Annotated in this window: 16 protein-coding genes; 10 read left to right on the forward strand and 6 right to left on the reverse strand. The window is 62.4% G+C overall.

Going from position 1 to position 17,648, the window contains the following annotated elements; translation table 11 throughout:
• The first annotated feature begins 231 nt into the window (after positions 1 to 231).
• Entirely contained in the window at positions 232 to 1,932 is a 1,701-nt protein-coding gene (locus AC1ECK_RS18905; protein ID WP_480321565.1) for a S10 family serine carboxypeptidase-like protein, read from the forward strand.
• A gap of 61 nt (positions 1,933 to 1,993) precedes the next feature.
• Complete coding sequence (locus tag AC1ECK_RS18910; RefSeq protein WP_480321479.1) at positions 1,994 to 2,377, forward strand: hypothetical protein; 384 nt, start codon at positions 1,994 to 1,996, stop codon at positions 2,375 to 2,377.
• A gap of 136 nt (positions 2,378 to 2,513) precedes the next feature.
• Here AC1ECK_RS18910 and AC1ECK_RS18915 read toward each other — a convergent pair whose 3' ends face one another.
• Entirely contained in the window at positions 2,514 to 3,338 is an 825-nt protein-coding gene (locus AC1ECK_RS18915) for a MetQ/NlpA family lipoprotein (protein ID WP_480321480.1), read from the reverse strand.
• A 236-nt stretch (positions 3,339 to 3,574) separates the two neighbouring features.
• Here AC1ECK_RS18915 and AC1ECK_RS18920 point away from each other — a divergent pair, with 236 nt between their 5' ends.
• From AC1ECK_RS18920 to AC1ECK_RS18935, 4 genes are all read left to right on the forward strand, one after another.
• The gene (locus AC1ECK_RS18920; RefSeq protein ID WP_480321481.1) at positions 3,575 to 4,531 is read left to right on the forward strand and encodes a sulfonate ABC transporter substrate-binding protein; all 957 of its coding nucleotides are present in this window, start codon (positions 3,575 to 3,577) and stop codon (positions 4,529 to 4,531) included.
• A 177-nt stretch (positions 4,532 to 4,708) separates the two neighbouring features.
• A complete protein-coding gene (locus tag AC1ECK_RS18925; protein WP_480321482.1) occupies positions 4,709 to 5,962 on the forward strand; it encodes an SfnB family sulfur acquisition oxidoreductase in 1,254 nt (417 codons plus the stop codon).
• Positions 5,963 to 5,965: 3 nt separating this feature from the next.
• On the forward strand, positions 5,966 to 7,228 hold the full coding sequence (locus AC1ECK_RS18930; RefSeq protein ID WP_480321483.1) for an SfnB family sulfur acquisition oxidoreductase: 1,263 nt from the start codon (positions 5,966 to 5,968) through the stop codon (positions 7,226 to 7,228).
• The gene (locus tag AC1ECK_RS18935; protein ID WP_480321484.1) at positions 7,228 to 8,598 is read left to right on the forward strand and encodes an LLM class flavin-dependent oxidoreductase; all 1,371 of its coding nucleotides are present in this window, start codon (positions 7,228 to 7,230) and stop codon (positions 8,596 to 8,598) included. The genes AC1ECK_RS18930 and AC1ECK_RS18935 overlap by 1 nt, the downstream gene beginning before the upstream one ends.
• Before the next feature lie 72 nt (positions 8,599 to 8,670).
• Here AC1ECK_RS18935 and groL read toward each other — a convergent pair whose 3' ends face one another.
• Both groL and AC1ECK_RS18945 read right to left on the reverse strand, forming a co-directional pair.
• Complete coding sequence (gene groL, locus AC1ECK_RS18940; protein WP_480321485.1) at positions 8,671 to 10,311, reverse strand: chaperonin GroEL; 1,641 nt, start codon at positions 10,309 to 10,311, stop codon at positions 8,671 to 8,673.
• A gap of 13 nt (positions 10,312 to 10,324) precedes the next feature.
• A complete protein-coding gene (locus tag AC1ECK_RS18945) occupies positions 10,325 to 10,615 on the reverse strand; it encodes a co-chaperone GroES (RefSeq protein WP_480321487.1) in 291 nt (96 codons plus the stop codon).
• Between the two features lie 279 nt (positions 10,616 to 10,894).
• Between AC1ECK_RS18945 and AC1ECK_RS18950 the strand changes: the two genes are divergently transcribed.
• On the forward strand, positions 10,895 to 12,397 hold the full coding sequence (locus AC1ECK_RS18950) for an MFS transporter (RefSeq protein ID WP_480321489.1): 1,503 nt from the start codon (positions 10,895 to 10,897) through the stop codon (positions 12,395 to 12,397).
• On the opposite strand, the gene AC1ECK_RS18955 is transcribed toward AC1ECK_RS18950, so the two are convergent.
• Positions 12,394 to 13,014, reverse strand: a complete 621-nt coding sequence (locus AC1ECK_RS18955; RefSeq protein WP_480321491.1) for a TetR/AcrR family transcriptional regulator — start codon at positions 13,012 to 13,014, stop codon at positions 12,394 to 12,396. The two genes, AC1ECK_RS18950 and AC1ECK_RS18955, sit on opposite strands and share 4 nt — an antisense overlap.
• Before the next feature lie 23 nt (positions 13,015 to 13,037).
• Here AC1ECK_RS18955 and AC1ECK_RS18960 point away from each other — a divergent pair, with 23 nt between their 5' ends.
• The 3 genes from AC1ECK_RS18960 to AC1ECK_RS18970 all read left to right on the forward strand — a co-directional run bounded on the left by AC1ECK_RS18960 (position 13,038) and on the right by AC1ECK_RS18970 (position 16,129).
• A complete protein-coding gene (locus AC1ECK_RS18960) occupies positions 13,038 to 13,703 on the forward strand; it encodes a DinB family protein (protein WP_480321493.1) in 666 nt (221 codons plus the stop codon).
• A 109-nt stretch (positions 13,704 to 13,812) separates the two neighbouring features.
• A complete protein-coding gene (locus AC1ECK_RS18965) occupies positions 13,813 to 15,384 on the forward strand; it encodes a DHA2 family efflux MFS transporter permease subunit (RefSeq protein WP_480321495.1) in 1,572 nt (523 codons plus the stop codon).
• Positions 15,385 to 15,583: 199 nt separating this feature from the next.
• A complete protein-coding gene (locus AC1ECK_RS18970; protein WP_480321497.1) occupies positions 15,584 to 16,129 on the forward strand; it encodes a TetR/AcrR family transcriptional regulator in 546 nt (181 codons plus the stop codon).
• A gap of 78 nt (positions 16,130 to 16,207) precedes the next feature.
• On the opposite strand, the gene AC1ECK_RS18975 is transcribed toward AC1ECK_RS18970, so the two are convergent.
• Positions 16,208 to 16,702 (reverse strand): PhzA/PhzB family protein, encoded by a 495-nt coding sequence (locus tag AC1ECK_RS18975; protein ID WP_480321499.1) that lies wholly within the window; start codon positions 16,700 to 16,702, stop codon positions 16,208 to 16,210.
• Between the two features lie 57 nt (positions 16,703 to 16,759).
• On the reverse strand, positions 16,760 to 17,608 hold the full coding sequence (locus AC1ECK_RS18980) for a PhzF family phenazine biosynthesis protein (RefSeq protein ID WP_480321501.1): 849 nt from the start codon (positions 17,606 to 17,608) through the stop codon (positions 16,760 to 16,762).
• Positions 17,609 to 17,648 lie beyond the last annotated feature (40 nt).

Consider the following 17,648-nt stretch of genomic DNA (forward strand, 5'->3'; position numbering starts at 1 on the left):
GCAGACCGGCTTGTGTCGTTGCCGGGCGTCAACGTCTGCAGCACGGCGGGGACGTCCGGGACGGCGCACAAGCGGCCACACAAGCGGCACGTGGCAATAGCACGCAGTAGCAGCGTTCAAGCAACGCAAGGGTTGCTTCGCATAACTAAAAACAGGACGAAGATGAAAGAAACACAACGAGGAATGCCCGCCGTCTGGGCGGGGCAGGTCCGCCGCATCGCGAAGGTGGCGATGGCCGCCGGGATTCTCGCGACCGCCGGTTGCGGCGGCAGCGTGACCGGCAGCACCGATACGCCGACTCAGGCCGACCAGAAGTTCATCGACCCGGTCGCGTATTCGCCCAAGGGCAGCGACGGCCTGAGCGCCGCGCAGGTTTCCGAAAAGGCGGCGGTGATCCATCACCAATGGAGCGTCGGCGGCACGACGGTCAACTACACGACCACCACCGGCCACCTGACCGCCAGCGATCCGAACGGCACGCCGCAGGCGACGATGTCGTACGTGGCGTACACCGCTCCTTCGACCAACGGCGCGCCGCGCCCGGTCACTTTCTTCTACAACGGCGGCCCGGGTTCCTCGTCCGTGTGGCTGCGGCTTGGCTCGTTTGCGCCGACCCGCGTCGCGACGCCTGACCCGCAGATGACCAACTGGCCGAATTTCCCGCTGGTCGACAACCAGGAAAGCCTGATCGACACGACCGACATGGTGTTTATCGATCCCCCGGGCACCGGCCTGTCCGAAGCGATTGCGCCGAATACCAACCAGACCTTCTGGGGCGCCGATCCGGATGTGCGGGTGATGCGCGATTTCATCCAGCGCTATCTGACGGCGAACAACCGCGGCAGTTCGCCGATCTATCTGTACGGCGAATCGTATGGCACGCCGCGCACCAATATGCTGGCGCTGTCTCTCGAGTCGGCCGGGGTTCACCTGAGCGGGATCGTGCTGCAATCGTCAATTCTGAATTACTTCGCGGACGTGGGCGAAACCAACGCCATCACGAACAATAACGCCAGCGACTTTCCGATCGAGCTGAAATACAGCACGGATTCGATGATCGGTTACTTCGTGACCTACGCGCAGGTGGCGGCGTACTTCAACCAGGTCTCGCCGGCGCCGGTCAATCTGGGCGCGTACGCGCAGCAGATCCAGAATTTCGTGACCACGCAGTACTCGTCGCTGGCCCAGTACGGACCGTCGAACAACTTCGCCGGCACGCCTGTGCTTACGACGCCGCCAGTGTTCCCGAGCAGCAACACGATCGCGTCGTGGTCGAGCCTTACCAGTCTGTCGCCGCAAGCGCTCAATGCGTACTTCGGCAACGCGTACTACGGCACTGCGCTGGTGCCGGGTTCGACCATCGGCCGTTACGATGGCCGTGTCTCGCTGCCGAACAGCGATCCGCGCCTGCAGGCGGACGGTGACCCGTCGGACATTCTGATCTCGCAGCCGTTCACCACGGCGCTCGCCACGCAGATGCCGGCATATCTCGGCTACAACGCGCCGAACGCGACCTATCAGACGCTGAATAACGACATCATCGGTTCGTGGGATTTCAGCCATGACGGCCAGGCCGTGCCGGATACGATTCCGGATCTGCTGGCGGCGCTCACGCTGAATCCGCAGTTGAAGGTATTGTCGGCGAACGGCTATCACGATCTGGCGACGCCGTATTTCCTGACCGAGAACCAGTTGGCGCGTCTGCAGACGGTCTCCGGCCTGAACGCGAACCTGCAGGTCACGTTCTATCCTGGCGGCCACATGATCTATCTGGACAACAACGCGCGGCCGCAGATGAAGGCGGACCTGAAGTCGTACTTCGCGGGTTCGCAGATCGGCGGGGCGCTGTCGCTCGCCAATCTGCCCGCTGCGTGGTCGGACGAGAGTCCTGCTGGGACGCCGACGCTCACTGCAACGAAAGTTGCGCCTTAAATCCATCTTGAGCCGGCCGCGCTGAAACGGCGGCCTGCTCGCTTTTCTTGCGAGTCATCTCATGCGTTTTAATCCTGTCTTGCGGTTTGTGGCTTCGACGGCGGTTTTGTGCGCCGCTGCGGCTAGCGCTTACGCGGCGCCGGTGCAGTCTGTTTCCGATGCAGTGCCGACGAATGGCGGCGTCGATGGACCGTTCTTTCCGCGCGCGCACAACGCGGCGGCGTCGCCTACTACCGGCGTCACGCTGCAACGGCAAGCGCAACAGCGTCTTGCCAGCAGTCTCGGCGCAGAAGGCGCGCTGCAGAACGGTGCTGCGATCACGAAAGCCCAAGCGCAAACCGATGGGCTCGGTTATGTGGCGGCGCATTTCGATCAGATCGATACCGCGCGTAGCGGCACGGTGACGATGAAGGATGTGCAGCAGTATCTGAAGCAGCAGAAGTGAGGGTGGGGCGCGGCGGCCCGGTTTGAATGCGGCCGCGGTGCTGAGGTAGCGGGTGTTTCACGGAACGGAGGGCCGTCGGTTGACGGCCCTCCGTTTTGTTTTGAAAGACTGCTAAGACTTTGCGCTAGCGATGCAATCAGTGGCTTGTCTCATTCCACGCCGGCAGCGTCGCACCATGATAGACACTGAGAATTTCGGTAGCCACATTAGGCTGCTGATAACTCTGCACGAGCGTTTTCACCCACGGCGCGTTCGCGTCTTTCGCATTGACGGCAAGGAAGTTGCGGTACGGATTGCCGTTCACCTGCTCCTGTGCGATCCGTTCTTGCGGGATCTTGATGCCGGCCTTGATGGCCCAGTCCGTATTGATCACGGCAGCGTCCACATCGCCGATTGCACGGCCCACGATACCGGCATCGAGCTCCTTGATATGAATATGCTTCGGATTGTCCGCGATATCGCGGGCGGTCGGCAGCAGGCCGACGTCGGCACGCAGCGTGATCAGATGCTGTGCCTGCAGCAACAGCAGCGAGCGCCCTTCGTTACTCGGATCGTTCGGTACGGCGATAGTGGCGCCATCCGGAAGATCGGCCACCGACTTCACCTTGCGCGAATACAAGCCGATCGGCTGCACGTAGGTATAGCCCACCGGCACGATCGTGTAGCCGCGCGCCTTGATCTGCGCATCGAGATACGGCTTGTGCTGGAACGAATTGGCGTCCAGGTCGTGCTCCGAGAGCGCCTCGTTGGGCTGCGTGTAATCGGAGAACGTCGTGATCTTGATGGTGAGACCCTGCTTGGCGGCGTTCGCGGCGACGACGCGCCACACGTCCTCATCTTCGCCAGACATGATGCCGACGCGCAGGGTTTGCGGTGCAGCCAGCGAGAGTTGCGCGGTGGCGACACCCAGGCCGAATACAACGGTGGCCAGCGCGGTTTTCAGCAGGTTTCTTTTATTCATGAGACACAGTGGTCGTGTGGTTGATGATGGGCGAATGCTATGTAATGAGGGAGGTCGCTGGCAAATACTTTTCCGTTGGTTGCTAAATCTGCCGAGGCATATATGAAAAGTTCGCACGCGCTCTATCCACAAACGGATATTTGCTTTCCGCGAAAGATCACTTCGACGCATGGCGCGTGAGGCGTACGATTTTCGGCTTCGTTGGAAACGGAAGCATCAACCATGGACGCGCGACGATGAACCACTCGACACTCCGGGGCCGCCGGACTTTCCTTGCCGCTTTGGGCGCAACGCTGGCAGGCTCCGCACTGCCGGCGTGGGCCAAGTTTCAACCCGATCAGTTCAGAATCGGCTATCAGAAGTCCGCCAGCACGCTCGTGCTGCTAAAAGCGCATGGCGCGCTCGAAAAGCGGCTTGCGCCGCTTGGCATCAAGGTCTCGTGGAACGAGTTTCCGGCTGGACCGCAACTGCTAGAGAGCCTGAATGTCGGCGCGATCGATTTCGGTTATGTCGGCGAGGCCCCACCGGTGTTCGCGCAAGCTGCAGGAGCGGACTTCGTCTATACCGCGTACGAAGTTCCGACGCCTCATGCTGAAGGCGTCGTCGTCCCCAGGAACTCGCCCATCAAAAGCGTGACCGATCTGAAGAGAAAGAAGATCGCCTTCAACCGGGGCTCGGATGTTCACTGGTTCATCGTCGCACTGCTGCGCAAGAACGGTCTCGATTTCGGCGATATTCAGCCAGTCTATCTGGCGCCCGCCGATGCACGCGCGGCTCTCGAGCAAGGCGCGGTCGACGCGTGGGCGATCTGGGATCCGTTTCTCGCCGCAGCACAGACGCAAGGCAACGCGCGCCTGCTGGCCGATGCGCAGGGCGTAGCCAGTCATCACGAGTTCTTTCTCAGCCAGCGTGAGTTCGCGCAAAAGCGTCAGAACGTGATCGCGATCGTCATGGAAGAGCTCGGCAAGGAAGGGCAATGGGTGAAGCAGAACACCGTTGCCGCGGCCGCCGAGCTCGCGCCCGTTCAAGGGATCGACGCATCGGTCATCCAGATCGGTCTTGAGCACTATGCGCACGTCTACAAGCCGATCGACGCCGAGGTACTTGCAGAGCAGCAGCGAATTGCGGACACGTTCTACGAGTTGAAGCTGATTCCACGCAAGATCGTCACGAAGGACGCAACGCTCTCGTAAAATCGGAATCCCTCATAAGCAAGTTCCAATTCGATAGTAGGCGTGGCACGCCTCGACTGGTCCAATAGACGATTCAACCTGTTCGCCACAAGCGTTACGCAGGCTGTGCGCTTCTCCATCACAAGGGAGTCACGCGCTGCGGGCGAACGGGTGTCATCTCTGTCGATACGAACCATCATGTCCACTCTCGATTCTCCCTCCGCCGACGCAGCTTTGCCGCGGCGTCCCGATCCAGATCGTGTGCGGCGCATTGCCGACGATGCGCAAGCGATCGCCGCCGCGCACGCACTCGCTGAACACTTCGCGGCAGACGCTGCCGAGCGCGACCGCAAACGCCTGCTGCCGTGGGCCGAACTGGATCTCTGGTCGGAAAGCGGTCTTGGCGCGATCACGGTGCCGCGCGAATACGGCGGCGCCGACGTGTCGTATGCAACGCTGGCGGAAGTCTTTGTGATCCTGTGTACCGCCGATCCGGCGCTGGGCCAGATTCCGCAGAATCATTTCGGCGTGCTGGGCGTGTTGCGCGAGATCGGCACGCCGGCGCAGAAGGCGCGCCTGTACGGCGAGGTTCTGGCGGGCCAGCGGCTCGGCAATGCCGGCCCGGAGCGCCGCTCGGCGAGCGTCAAAACCATTCTGCACGGCACGACGCGCCTCACCTCGACCCCTGATGGCCTGCGCCTGAACGGCGAGCGTTTCTATTCGACCGGTGCGCTCTTTGCGCATCGCGTTCCGGCGCGCGCAACGGACGACGAAGGCCGCGCCGTGCAGGTCTGGGTGCCGCGCGAGGCGCCTGGTCTCAAGGTTGTCGACGACTGGAGTTCGTTCGGCCAACGCACCACGGCAAGCGGCACGGTGACCTTCGAGCAGGTGCCGGTCGATCCGCAAGACGTGCTGCCGATCTGGCAACTCGCCGATCGTCCGGGTCTGTTCGGGCCCACCTCGCAGCTTGTTCAGGCGGCGATCGACCAGGGCATCGCGCAAGCGGCCATTGCCGATACGCTCGCCTTCGTCCGCGAACGCGCACGCCCGTGGGTCGATTCAGGCCTCGAGCACGCAACCGACGACCCGTACATCATTGCCGACGTCGGCCGTCTGCAGATCGACCTGCACGCCGCACATGAAGTGCTGCAGGAGGCGGGTCACACGCTCGACGCGATTGCCGCCGCGCCATCGATCGACGCCGAGGCTAGCGCGCGTGCGTCGGTCGCGGTGGCCGAAGCGAAGATCCTGACCACCCGCATCGCACTGGAAGCGAGCGAAAAGCTGTTCGAGCTGGCCGGTTCTGCCGCGACGCGCGCGGCGCATAACCTCGACCGCCATTGGCGCAATGCACGCACCCATACGCTGCACGACCCGGTTCGCTGGAAGTTGCATCTGCTTGGCAACTATCACCTGAATCGCGTGCAGCCCGCGCGTCACTCGTGGAATTGAAACATGACTCTTGAGCTCTCCGTAGCAACGCGTGACGACGTGGTGGCGAATCCATTGCCTGCCGAACTGCGCCCACCTGCGACGCCCGACCTGATTACCGACGACGCGCAGGCTCTGCTGGCTGCGCGGCGCCTCGCTGCGAAATTCGCGCCCGAGGCCGCGCTGCGCGACCGTGAACGACGACTGCCGTGGGCGGAGCTCGACGCGTTCGTCGCGAGCGGGCTGTGGGGCATCACCGTGCCGCGCGAATTCGGCGGCGCGGGGGTGCGCAACGGCACGCTCGCCGAGGTGACCGCGATTATCTCGGCAGCCGACGGCTCGCTCGGCCAGATTCCGCAGAATCATTTCTATGCGCTGGAAGTGCTGCGGGTCGGCGGCAGTGTCGAGCAACAACGTTTTTTCTACCGGCGCGTGCTGGCGGGCGAGCGCTTCGGCAATGCGCTCGCCGAAATCGGCCACAAGGACTTCAAGCGCCGCACACGGCTCACGCGTGGGGCGGGCGGCTGGCATGTCGATGGCCGGAAATTCTATTGCACCGGTGCGCTCTACGCGCACTGGATTCCGACGCTGGTGGTCGCAGACGACGAGGGGCGCGACGTCACGTATCTGGCCTTCATTCCACGCGACACGCCGGGCGTGACAGTCACGGACGACTGGGATGGTTTCGGTCAACGTGTTACCGGCAGCGGCTCGGTGCAGTTCGAGCAGGTGCGCGTCGAACCCGAGTGGGTTGTGCCGTTTCAGGTGTCGTTCGAGCGTCCCACGACGATCGGACCGCTTGCGCAGATCATCCACGCGGCGATCGATCTGGGCCAGGCGCGCGGCGCCTTCGACGCCGCCTTGCAGTTCGTGCGCGAGCGCTCGCGGCCATGGATCGACGCGCAAGTCGAACGGGCCGTCGACGATCCGCTGACCATCGCGCAGTTCGGCGACCTCGCGGTGCGCCTGCGTGCGGCGGAGGCGCTGTTGCGCCGCGCGGGCCGCTTCGTCGACGCCGCGCAGGCCAACTCCACCGATCGCTCGGTGGCAGAGGCGTCGGTCGCCGTGGCCGAGGCGCGGGCGCTCACCACCACCGTGTCGCTGGACGCGGGTTCGCGTCTGTTCGAACTGGCCGGCACCGCCGCCACACTCGATGGCCTCGGACTCGACCGTTTCTGGCGCAACGCGCGCACCCACACGCTGCATGATCCGGTGCGCTGGAAGTATCATGCGGTGGGCAACTTCTACCTCAACGACAAGCTGCCGCCGCGGCATGGAGCCTTGTGATGGCGAAGAAACAGATCCTGCTCAACGCGTTCAACATGAACTGCGTCGGCCATATCAACCACGGCCTGTGGACGCATCCGCGCGACCGCTCCACCGACTATCGCCTGCTGCCGTACTGGACCAACCTCGCGCGCACGCTGGAACGCGGCCTGTTCGACGGCCTGTTTCTGGCCGACATCGTAGGTGTCTACGACGTCTATCAGCACAATGTCGAGGTGACGTTGCGCGAGTCGATCCAGTTGCCGGTCAACGATCCCACGCTGCTGGTATCGGCAATGGCGGCGGTGACCGAGAACCTCGGCTTCGGCGTGACGGTCAATCTCACCTACGAGCAGCCTTATCTGCTGGCACGCCGCTTCTCGACGCTCGATCATCTGACGCAAGGACGGATTGGCTGGAACATCGTGACCGGCTATCTCGACAGCGCGGCACGCGCGATGGGGCTCAACGAGCAACTGCCGCACGACGAGCGTTACGAGCGCGCGGACGAGTATCTCGAGATTCTCTACAAGCTGTGGGAAGGCAGTTGGGAACAGGACGCGGTGCTGCGCGACAAGGCGGGCCGCGTTTATGCGGACCCAGCCAAGGTGCATCAGGTCAAGCACGCAGGGCGCTACTACAACGTCGAGGGCTACCACCTCGCCGAGCCGTCGCCGCAACGCACGCCGGTGTTGTTTCAGGCGGGCAGCTCCGGGCGTGGCCAGCGTTTTGCGGCGCGCCATGCCGAATGCGTGTTCATCTCGCCGCCGAACCGCGCAGTCGGGCGCGAGACGGTGCGTACGTTGCGCGAGCAACTGGTGCAAGCCGGGCGGCAACCGGACGACGTCAAGGTATTCGTGGGCGCGGCGGTCGTGACGGGCGCCACCGAGCACGAAGCGCGCGAGAAGTATGCGGACTATTTACGTTATGCAAGCCGCGAAGCAGGGCTCGCGCATTTCGCGGCCAGCACCGGTATCGACTACGCTCAATACGATCTCGATGCGCCGGTCGACTATGCGCCGACCAACGCCATCGAATCGGCAACGCGCACGGCGAAGCAGCACGGCTGGACCCGTCGCAAGCTGCTCGAGATGTTCGAACTGGGCGGGCGCTATCCGGCCATTGTCGGCAGCGCGGCCCAGGTGGCGGACGAACTGCAGGCGTGGGTCGAGGAAACCGGCGTCGACGGTTTCAATCTCAGCCGCACGGTCGTGCCCGAGAGCTACGAGGACTTCATCGATCTGGTGGTGCCCGAGTTGCAAAACCGCGGGCTGTACAAGACCGCTTACGGCGACGGTACGCTGCGCAACAAGCTGTTCGGCGCGGGTGACCAGTTGCCCGGGCGACATGCAGCGGCGAGTTTTCGGCACAAGACCGCCGAAACCGTTTAGACGTAACTGCCTCTGACGTCTTGCGACGCTTGTCGCAGGCGCCAGAGGCGTACCGCCGCGATATCAGGAATCCTAGAAGTCGAAGCCTGGGCCGCCCGCAACCGGACCGCCCGCCGGCGCCGCCGGTGCGGCATCCTTCGGCGCTTCGTGCACGGTCGCATCGGTGGTCAGCAATAGACCTGCCACCGAAGCCGCGTTTTGCAGCGCGGTGCGAGTGACCTTGGTCGGATCGAGCACCCCCGATTCGACCAGATCGCCGTATTCACCGGTCTGCGCGTTGTAGCCGAAGTTGCCGCTGCCCTGCGAGACCTGCGCGACCACGACGCTGGCTTCCTCGCCGGCATTGGAGACGATCTGGCGAAGCGGCTCTTCAAGCGCACGCAAGACGATCTTCACGCCGGCATCCTGATCGGGATTGCTACCTTTCAGTTCGGCGATCGCGTTGCGCACGCGAATCAGCGCCACGCCGCCACCCGGCACGATGCCTTCTTCGACGGCCGCGCGGGTTGCATGCAGCGCATCGTCGACGCGGTCCTTCTTTTCCTTGACCTCGATCTCGGTGGCGCCGCCCACCTTGATCACCGCCACGCCGCCTGCCAGCTTGGCGACGCGCTCCTGGAGCTTTTCGCGGTCGTAATCGGAGGTGGCTTCTTCGATCTGCACGCGAATCTGCTTTACACGCGCTTCGATGGTTTGCGGGTCGCCGCCGCCGTCGATCACCGTGGTATTCTCCTTGCCCACTTCGATGCGCTTCGCCTGGCCCAGCTCGGCCAGCGTCGCCTTTTCGAGCGTGAGGCCGGTTTCCTCGGCAATCACCTGGCCACCGGTCAGAATCGCGATGTCTTCGAGCAGCGCCTTGCGGCGGTCTCCGAAGCCGGGCGCCTTGACCGCGACCGTCTTCAGAATGCCGCGGATGTTGTTCACCACCAGCGTTGCGAGCGCTTCGCCTTCCACGTCCTCGGCGATGATCAGCAGCGGGCGGCCCGCCTTGGCAACCTGCTCGAGGACCGGCAGCAGATCGCGAATGTTCGAGATCTTCTTGTCGTGCAGCAGGATGAACGGATTGTCGAGAACAGCGACCTGCTTGTCCGGGTTGTTGATGAAATACGGCGACAGGTAGCCGCGATCGAACTGCAGACCCTCGACCACTTCGAGTTCATCGGCGAGCGACTTGCCGTCTTCGACGGTAATCACGCCTTCCTTGCCGACGCGGTCGATCGCCTCGGCGATGCGCTGGCCGATCGATTCCTCGCCGTTGGCGGAGATCGTCGCCACCTGGGCGATCTCCTTGCTGGTGGTGGTCGGCTTGCTGATTTTCTTCAGCTCGTCGATAGCGGCGCTCACCGCCTTGTCGATGCCGCGTTTCAGATCCAGCGGGTTCAGGCCCGCCGCGACGTATTTCTGACCCTCACGGACGATCGCCTGAGCGAGCACGGTGGCGGTCGTCGTGCCGTCGCCGGCGGCGTCGCTGGTGCGCGAGGCCACCTCTTTGACCAGTTGTGCGCCGATGTTCTGCAACTTGTCGGCCAGCTCGATTTCCTTGGCGACCGACACGCCGTCCTTGGTCACGACCGGTGAGCCGAACGAGCGCTCCAGCACCACATTGCGGCCCTTCGGACCCAGCGTGACCTTCACGGCGTTCGCGAGGATGTTCACACCTTCGACCAGTTTCGAACGTGCGCTGTCGCTAAAGACGATTTCTTTGGCTGCCATTTGCTTTGCTCCGTTATTGGTGGACGACTGCGACAATGTCTTCTTCGCGCAGCACGAGCAGGTCGGTGCCGTCGACCTTGACCTGCTGACCCGCGTATTTGCCGAACAGCACGCGCTCGCCGACCTGCAGATCCGGTTCGATGCGCTTGCCGTCGCTATCGCGCTTGCCCGGACCGACGGCGAGGACTTCACCCTGGTCGGGTTTTTCGGCAGCGCTCTCGGGAATCACGATGCCCGAGGCGGTTTTCGTCTCCTGATCGAGACGCTTGACGATCACACGATCATGCAAAGGACGTAGGCTCATTTAGATATTCCTGCAGTGGAGTTTTGGCACTCTTCGCTGGCGAGTGCTGACCGTGATCGAGTATAAGAACGGGCAACGGAGCGCTCCAATAACGAATCCTCAAATGCTTATCCGCGTTTTGCTGTTTAGGTTATGGGACGCCCTGGAAAATTGCGGGGGCAACCGGTTTGCCCGGCGCACGGGAAAACGCAGATTTGCATATATCAATTCCTCGTTTTGCCGATGCACCGTGCATGGCTACCATGCAACGCTTCAGCTACTCGTGCGAACTCCGACATCATGTCTACCGTTGCTTTTCCGTCGACTAGCGTCGACACGCCAGTAGAGGCGGGAAGTGCTTCACGTCCCGCCGTCATCCACTCCGCCCAGGACGTCTCGCGCATCGTCAGCGCAGGGGCTGCGAAAGGGAGCAACGCACGCATCGTGATTGCCATCGCTCTCGGCGGGGTTTTTCTCGATGCCTATGATCTGACTTCGCTCGCTTATGGCATCAAGGACATTGCGCGCCAGTTCTCGCTTTCGCCGGTACAGGTGGGTTTCGTTTCGTCGGCGATCACGTTTGGCGCCATTCTCGGCGCACTGTTCGGCGGCTACCTGACCGACCGGATTGGCCGTTATCGTGTGTTCATGGCCGACATGCTGTTCTTCGTGGTCGCGGCCATCGCTGCGGGCCTGGCGCCCAACGCGTGGGTTCTGGGTGGGGCGCGTTTTCTGATGGGTTTCGGTGTCGGCCTCGATTTGCCGGTGGCTATGGCCTTTCTGGCCGAATTTTCGCGCGTGGCAGGCAAGGGCAACAAGGCGGCCAGCGTGGCCGCCTGGTGCCCGGCGTGGTATGCCGCCACCAGCACCTGCTATCTGTTGATTCTCGGGTTGTATGCGATCCTGCCCGAACATCAACTGGGCTGGCTGTGGCGTCTGACGCTCGCATTCGGCGCGGTGCCCGCCATCGTGATTATTCTCGTGCGCAGCCGCTACATTAGCGAGTCGCCGGTTTGGGCCGCGAATCAGGGCGATCTGGACGAGGCCGCGCGCATCCTCAAGCGCTCGTATGGCGTGGATGCGGTGGTCGAGCGCAGCGCGACGCTGACGAAGGCGCCGCGCGCCGCGTCGTGGCGCAACTACGGCGTGCTGTTCAACCGGACCTACCGCAGCCGCACGATTCTCGCTGCTACGATCGGTGCAGCATCGTCGTTCGGCTATAACGCGATCATCTTCGGCTTGCCGGTGATCATTGCCAGCTTCTTTCATCAAGGCCCGCTCACGACGATCGTCGCGGCGCTGACGCTGAATCTGGCGTTCGCTTTTGTCGGCGGATTGATCGGCGTGCGCACCGCGCCCACCGTCGGAGCATGGAAGATGACGGTGCTGGGGCATTCGCTGCAATTCGCATCGCTGATCGGGCTCGCCTTGATCGGCAAACCCGGCAGCGGCCTGCTCGTGGTGCTGGCTATCCTGCTGCTCGGCGGCTATCTGTTCGGGCAAGGTTTCGGGCCAGGATCGCACTCGATGACCTACGCCTCTCTCAGCTATCCGACCTCCATTCGCGGCATTGGCGTGGGTCTCAACCAGACCCTGGTGCGCTCGGCTTCGACGGTGTCGCTGTTTCTGTTTCCGGTTCTGGCGGCTGCGCTCGGCACGAAAGTGTTCTGGGTGATCGCGGTTGCGCCGCTGACTTCGCTGCTGGTGTTGCTGGCGATCCGCTGGGAGCCGTCCGGCTACGACATCGACGCGGAGGACTATGTCGATCCGCCCGGCGCCGCGCGGACCGGCTCCGCGATTTAGGAAGCCCCTTCGAGGTAGCAACACATCAGCTTGATCAGCTCACGTCTCAGTTTTGGCTTCGTCAACACTTCCCGTCGAGCGGCGTTGTGGATCACGCCCTCGACCGCGGACGACAGTATCTGCACGATCGTTTCGTTCACCCTGGCGTCCTTGTTGCCGTAATACACCGCCACGAACGTACCGTACAGGCGCAAATATTCCGCCTGGAAAGCCTCGAAAGTCGATCGCGTCCCGTCCGGATTCGGCAGATCGCGCAAGGTGCGATGCAACGCCGGATATTTGCTGTGCACGCCAATCATATTGCCGACGAACTCGGCGACCAGATCTCTGGATCCGCGTCGGCTCTCGCAAGCGCTCCTTAAGACCGTCAACACGTCGTCGAAGTGGCGCCGGCGGATCGCATCCACCAGGGCGAGCTTGTTGGGGAAGTACTGATACAACGAGCCAATACTGATGCCGGCCACCTCGGCGACCTCATTGGTCGTGAATCCGGGCCATCCCTGGGAATCCAGAACGCGAGTCCCTGCCTCCACGATTGTCTCTACCGTAGCCCGGGAACGGGCTTGGCGCGGCCTCTTGCGCATGGCGGCTTCAGGGCCGGAAACGCGAGTAGACATGTAAAGGCCCCTCCTTGAATAATGTGAAAACCAAGCTCACATATTATTCGGATTGGGAGGCCGCCACAATGAGCGCAAGTGAACTACTGCTCAAGATGTTCCGCTATCAAGCGTGGGCCAATGGCGAACTACTGGAAGCAATGAACGGCTTGAGCGCGGAGCGTCATCCGGCGGAACGCCGTTTTGCGATCCGGCTGATGAATCATTGTCTGGTGGTGAGCAGAATCTTCGCCGCTCACCTTCTTGGCAAAGGTCATCGCTTCGCGGCGGACAACACACCGGGCACTCCGGAACTCGCGGAGCTGCGTGCCGGCCTCGCAGCTATCGATCGCTGGTATCTCGACTATGTCTGGATGGTGAGTCCCGCCATGCTGACCGAATCGATTCCCTTTGTATTTACCGACGGCAGCGACGGGTATATGACCCGTGAAGAGATGCTGACCCATGTCGTGACTCATTGCGGATATCACCGTGGTGAAGTAGGGCGGGTAATGGCTCAGGCTTCCGGCAAACTGGACGAGAGCATCTCAGCGCCTTGGGACACCTACGCCGTGCATCTGCACACGACGGAGCCGGCACGCCGGCTTCGTGGCCGGACGCCTTTACCCGAGGCTCATATCGCGCAGGAACGGGCCAACGCGGCTAGCCGGATGTGCCATGCGGCAGCGCTGCTGCTGTGGGACGTCTGAATCCTTCAGTTGCGCTGACGAAACCTCTGTCGCGCCCTCACAAGCCTAAAACCGATCCGCAGCCTGGCGGCATGCAACCTGCATCGCCAGCCGATTCCATGGAGACGACTTGAACACCTCATCATCCCCTGGCGCGCCGCCATCGCCACCACCACCGCTCACTGGCGGCAAGCTGGTGCTGGCCACCTTTGCGGTTACCCTGGCTACTTTTATGACCGTGCTTGATTCATCGATCGCCAATGTTGCGATTCCAACCATCTCCGGCAACCTTGGGGTGTCGGTAGATGAGGGGACGTGGGTCATTACCCTGTTCGCCGCATCGAATGCCGTGTCGATCCCGCTCACGGGATGGCTCACGCGCCGGATCGGCCAGATCCGCTTGTTCGTCTGCGCGATTTTGCTGTTCACCGCTGCTTCGTGGCTATGTGGCCTGGCGCCGACACTGCCTTTCCTGCTCGGTGCGCGCGTCTTGCAGGGGGCGATGGCGGGGCCTCTGATTCCGCTTTCGCAGGCGATCCTGCTCGGCTCCTATCCAAAATCGAAGAGTTCGATGGCGCTCGCGCTGTGGGCAATGACCGCGACAGTGGGGCCGATTGTCGGGCCGTTGCTCGGCGGGTGGATGACCGACAGCTATAGCTGGTCGTGGATTTTCTACATCAACATACCGGTCGGCCTGTTCGCCGGCACCGTAACGTGGCTCATCTACCGCACGCGGGAAACGCCGACCGTGAAGCTGCAGGTCGATGCAGTCGGGCTCGCTTTGCTGGTCACCTGGGTGGCATCGCTGCAGATCATGCTCGACAAGGGCAAAGACCTTGACTGGTTCGACTCGCCGGTGATCGTCACGCTTGCCGTGATCGCAGCGATCGGTTTTGCGGCGTTCGTGATCTGGGAGCTGACGGAGCCTAACCCGATCGTCGATCTGCGTCTTTTTGCCGGGCGCAATTTCCTCGGCGGTACTGCGGCCATTTCGGTCGCCTATGCCGTGTTCTTTGCCAACCTCGTGCTGTTGCCGCAGTGGATGCAGCAATATCTTGGCTATCGGTCCATCGACTCCGGGCTGGCAATCGCACCATTGGGGTTCTTTGCAATCGTGCTCGTGCCGGTCATGGGAAAACTCGTACCGAAGTCGGACGTCCGTATTCTGTCGACGCTCGCGTTCGTGGGTTTTGCAGGCGTGTTCCTGATGCGTTCGTACTACACCACCGGAGTCGATACCTGGACCCTGGTGCTGCCGACCCTGCTGCAGGGCATTCCGATGGCTTTGTTTTTCGTCCCATTGACGGTCATCATCCTGTCTGGATTGCCGCCGCAGAAGATTCCGGCGGCGGCGGGTCTGTCGAACTTTGTGCGCATGTTTGCCGGCGCAGTCGGCACTTCGCTCTTCAGCACGGGTTGGAACGATCGTACGATCCTGCATCACGCCCGTCTGACCGAGCAGGCCAGCCCGAACAACCCCTCATACGTGGCGGTGATCAATTCGCTGCAGGCGACTTTGGGCGGCGGCGCCGAGAGAGCGATGGCATTCTTTGAGCGCACCCTGAACGGTCAGGCTGCCATGCTGGGACTCAACGACATCTTCAGGTTGTCGGCGGTGATCTTCATCGTCATCATTCCGTTGATCTGGGTCACCAGGCCGGTCAGGGCCGATGCCGGTGCGGGCGGTGGTGGAGGGCACTAAGACTGCGCTTGCCGATACTGCCGCACCGTGTGAACTGCCTGCCGGTACGTCGCGGCAGACGATGTGTTGCCGCAGCAACCGGCAATGCGTTATGCTCCTTCCACTATTTCCATGTGATCGGAGCCCCGTTCGTCAGATGCGTATCGTCGCCAAACCGAGTGTGAGGACCAAGTCGCCTGAAACCCGGCGCAACGACATCATGAACGCGGCCGAGAATCTGCTCGTCGAGCAGGGCGTGGCGGCCACCACCGTCGATCAGATCACGGCCGGCGCGAACGTGGCGAAGGGCACGTTCTATCTGTATTTCGACTCGAAGGACGAACTCCTGCTCGCCCTCGGCGATCGTTTCGGCCGCACGCTGCTGGATGGTATTCAGGCCGCGGTCGCGAAACAGCCCGAAGACGATCCGCACGCGCGGCTCTGCGCATGGGCGAAGGCTTGTGCGCTCGGCTACCTTGATTCGATCCGCGTGCACGACGCCCTGTTCTGGGACTCATGGCCGCGCACGCGCGAAGGGCTGGTCGACAACATCGTGATCGACGATCTGCACCGGATGCTCGGTGCGGGCAAGAAGGCCGGCGCATGGTCGATTGCGGACACGCGTTCGGCTGCCGTGTTTCTGTTCAGCGGTATCCATAGCGTAGTCGATAACGCTTACCTGAAGCAGAAGCGGGTGAACCGGGCGCAACTCGCACGGACGGTGGAAGACCTGCTGCTGCGCTGCATGGGTGCGCCAGAGCGGTGATGCGCGAAACCTGAGTGCGCAAATGAGCGAGGTCCCTGGTCGGGCAACCTCGCTCTCCAGTTCCAATCCGCTACAGGTTCAGTCTGCCGGAATGCCTTGCCGGCGAATCGGCGGAATCGGAATGCCCAGCGCAAGCATCTGGCGATACGGGTTCATGAACTCGCGCTGCTCCTTGATCTTGCCGTCGGAGAGCAGAAAGCTGTGGATGAAGTGGTTCTCGTAGCGGCCAGCCGGATAGCCGGGAAACAGGATCTGGCCCGCGCCGTCACATTCGACCCACCAACGGTTCGGGTCCTGGGTCTCGAAGATCGAGACATTGGTCCATTCCCAATCCGGAAAACATTGCAGCGACCAGGCACCGTGGATCTTGAGATTTTCGTGGCCGCGCGAGACGATCGGTTCGAGCGTATCGTTCGTCCACAGTCCACCCACGCCATCCGGCGCGAATAGCTGATAGCGCGTCAACCGTCCTTCGCCGCGCCGGCTCATGTAATCCTCGATCACCGCACGGTGGCGACGCCGTAATGCCTCGTCGTTGTTCAGTTGCGAGGGTGTTTCAAGAGTTTGCGTCATCGTGTTTCTCCTTGATGCTGTTGACCATAGATGCTTATGCGCGGGCGGATTCAGCCTTTACCAGCGAATCAGGTTGCCTTGCGCAACAATGGTTGCGGTTCCCGACACGCGGATCGGCCCCAGGTTGCCGAAGGTGCCGAAGACCGTTGCCTGCATCACCGAGCGCCGGCCCATTTCCACGCCTTGCTCGATAACGACCGGCTGTTCAAACTCGACCAGCCCATGGCGGATCAGATGCAGCGCCAGTGGACCGGCTGCCGAGCCCGTCGCGGCATCCTCGGACACGCCATACGCCGGGGAGAACATCCGCAGCCGCCATTCGCTCCCGGAACCGGCGAAACAGTTGGCCGCGACGTCCGGCAGTTGCGCCAGCACACGCAGGTCCGGCTTGACCGCTGAAAGATCCGCAATGCTGGGCAAGCCGACGAATACATGCCGCGGGCCGTTCCGGTAGATTTCGACAGGCAACGTCGAAGCACGCAGGCCGAGCCCTTCGAGCAGCACATGTTCAAGTTCGTAGTGCGACCATGTGGGAATCGGCTGTTCCATCGTCACCGAACTGACGGAAGCCGCCGCGTCGCGCTTCAGCACGAACGGCACCGGCCCCATGCCAGTTTCCATCACGAGTTCGCGTGTGGGGTGCGTGCGCCCGAGAACCGCAGCGGTGCCGAGTGTCGGGTGCCCGGCAAACGGCAGCTCGTTGACGGGCGTGAAGATGCGCACGTGATAGTCGCCGCCGCTCTTCGGAGGAAAGACGAAAGTGGTTTCGGACAGGTTCAGTTCGCGTGCAATGCGCTGCATGTCGGTCGCGGACAGGCCATCGGCGTCAGTAAAGACTGCAACCGGATTCCCGCAGAGGGGCGTGTCCGTAAAGGCATCGGCAACTACATAAGCATATGACGTCATGAAAGGCTTCCTACGTGACTAAAGTGAATTCCGCGACCAT

The sequence above is a fragment of the Paraburkholderia sp. SSBN10T genome (assembly GCF_056619545.1).

Coding starts and splice junctions, on each gene's coding strand:
- AC1ECK_RS18980 (WP_480321501.1), bottom strand. CDS start 17,608: ATGACGTCATATGCTTATGTAGTTGCCGATGCCTTTACGGACACGCCC.
- groL (WP_480321485.1), bottom strand. CDS start 10,311: ATGGCAGCCAAAGAAATCGTCTTTAGCGACAGCGCACGTTCGAAACTG.
- AC1ECK_RS18945 (WP_480321487.1), bottom strand. CDS start 10,615: ATGAGCCTACGTCCTTTGCATGATCGTGTGATCGTCAAGCGTCTCGAT.
- AC1ECK_RS18930 (WP_480321483.1), top strand. CDS start 5,966: ATGACTCTTGAGCTCTCCGTAGCAACGCGTGACGACGTGGTGGCGAAT.
- AC1ECK_RS18950 (WP_480321489.1), top strand. CDS start 10,895: ATGTCTACCGTTGCTTTTCCGTCGACTAGCGTCGACACGCCAGTAGAG.
- AC1ECK_RS18925 (WP_480321482.1), top strand. CDS start 4,709: ATGTCCACTCTCGATTCTCCCTCCGCCGACGCAGCTTTGCCGCGGCGT.
- AC1ECK_RS18970 (WP_480321497.1), top strand. CDS start 15,584: ATGAACGCGGCCGAGAATCTGCTCGTCGAGCAGGGCGTGGCGGCCACC.
- AC1ECK_RS18915 (WP_480321480.1), bottom strand. CDS start 3,338: ATGAATAAAAGAAACCTGCTGAAAACCGCGCTGGCCACCGTTGTATTC.
- AC1ECK_RS18935 (WP_480321484.1), top strand. CDS start 7,228: ATGGCGAAGAAACAGATCCTGCTCAACGCGTTCAACATGAACTGCGTC.
- AC1ECK_RS18975 (WP_480321499.1), bottom strand. CDS start 16,702: ATGACGCAAACTCTTGAAACACCCTCGCAACTGAACAACGACGAGGCA.
- AC1ECK_RS18920 (WP_480321481.1), top strand. CDS start 3,575: ATGAACCACTCGACACTCCGGGGCCGCCGGACTTTCCTTGCCGCTTTG.
- AC1ECK_RS18905 (WP_480321565.1), top strand. CDS start 232: ATGGCCGCCGGGATTCTCGCGACCGCCGGTTGCGGCGGCAGCGTGACC.
- AC1ECK_RS18910 (WP_480321479.1), top strand. CDS start 1,994: ATGCGTTTTAATCCTGTCTTGCGGTTTGTGGCTTCGACGGCGGTTTTG.
- AC1ECK_RS18955 (WP_480321491.1), bottom strand. CDS start 13,014: ATGTCTACTCGCGTTTCCGGCCCTGAAGCCGCCATGCGCAAGAGGCCG.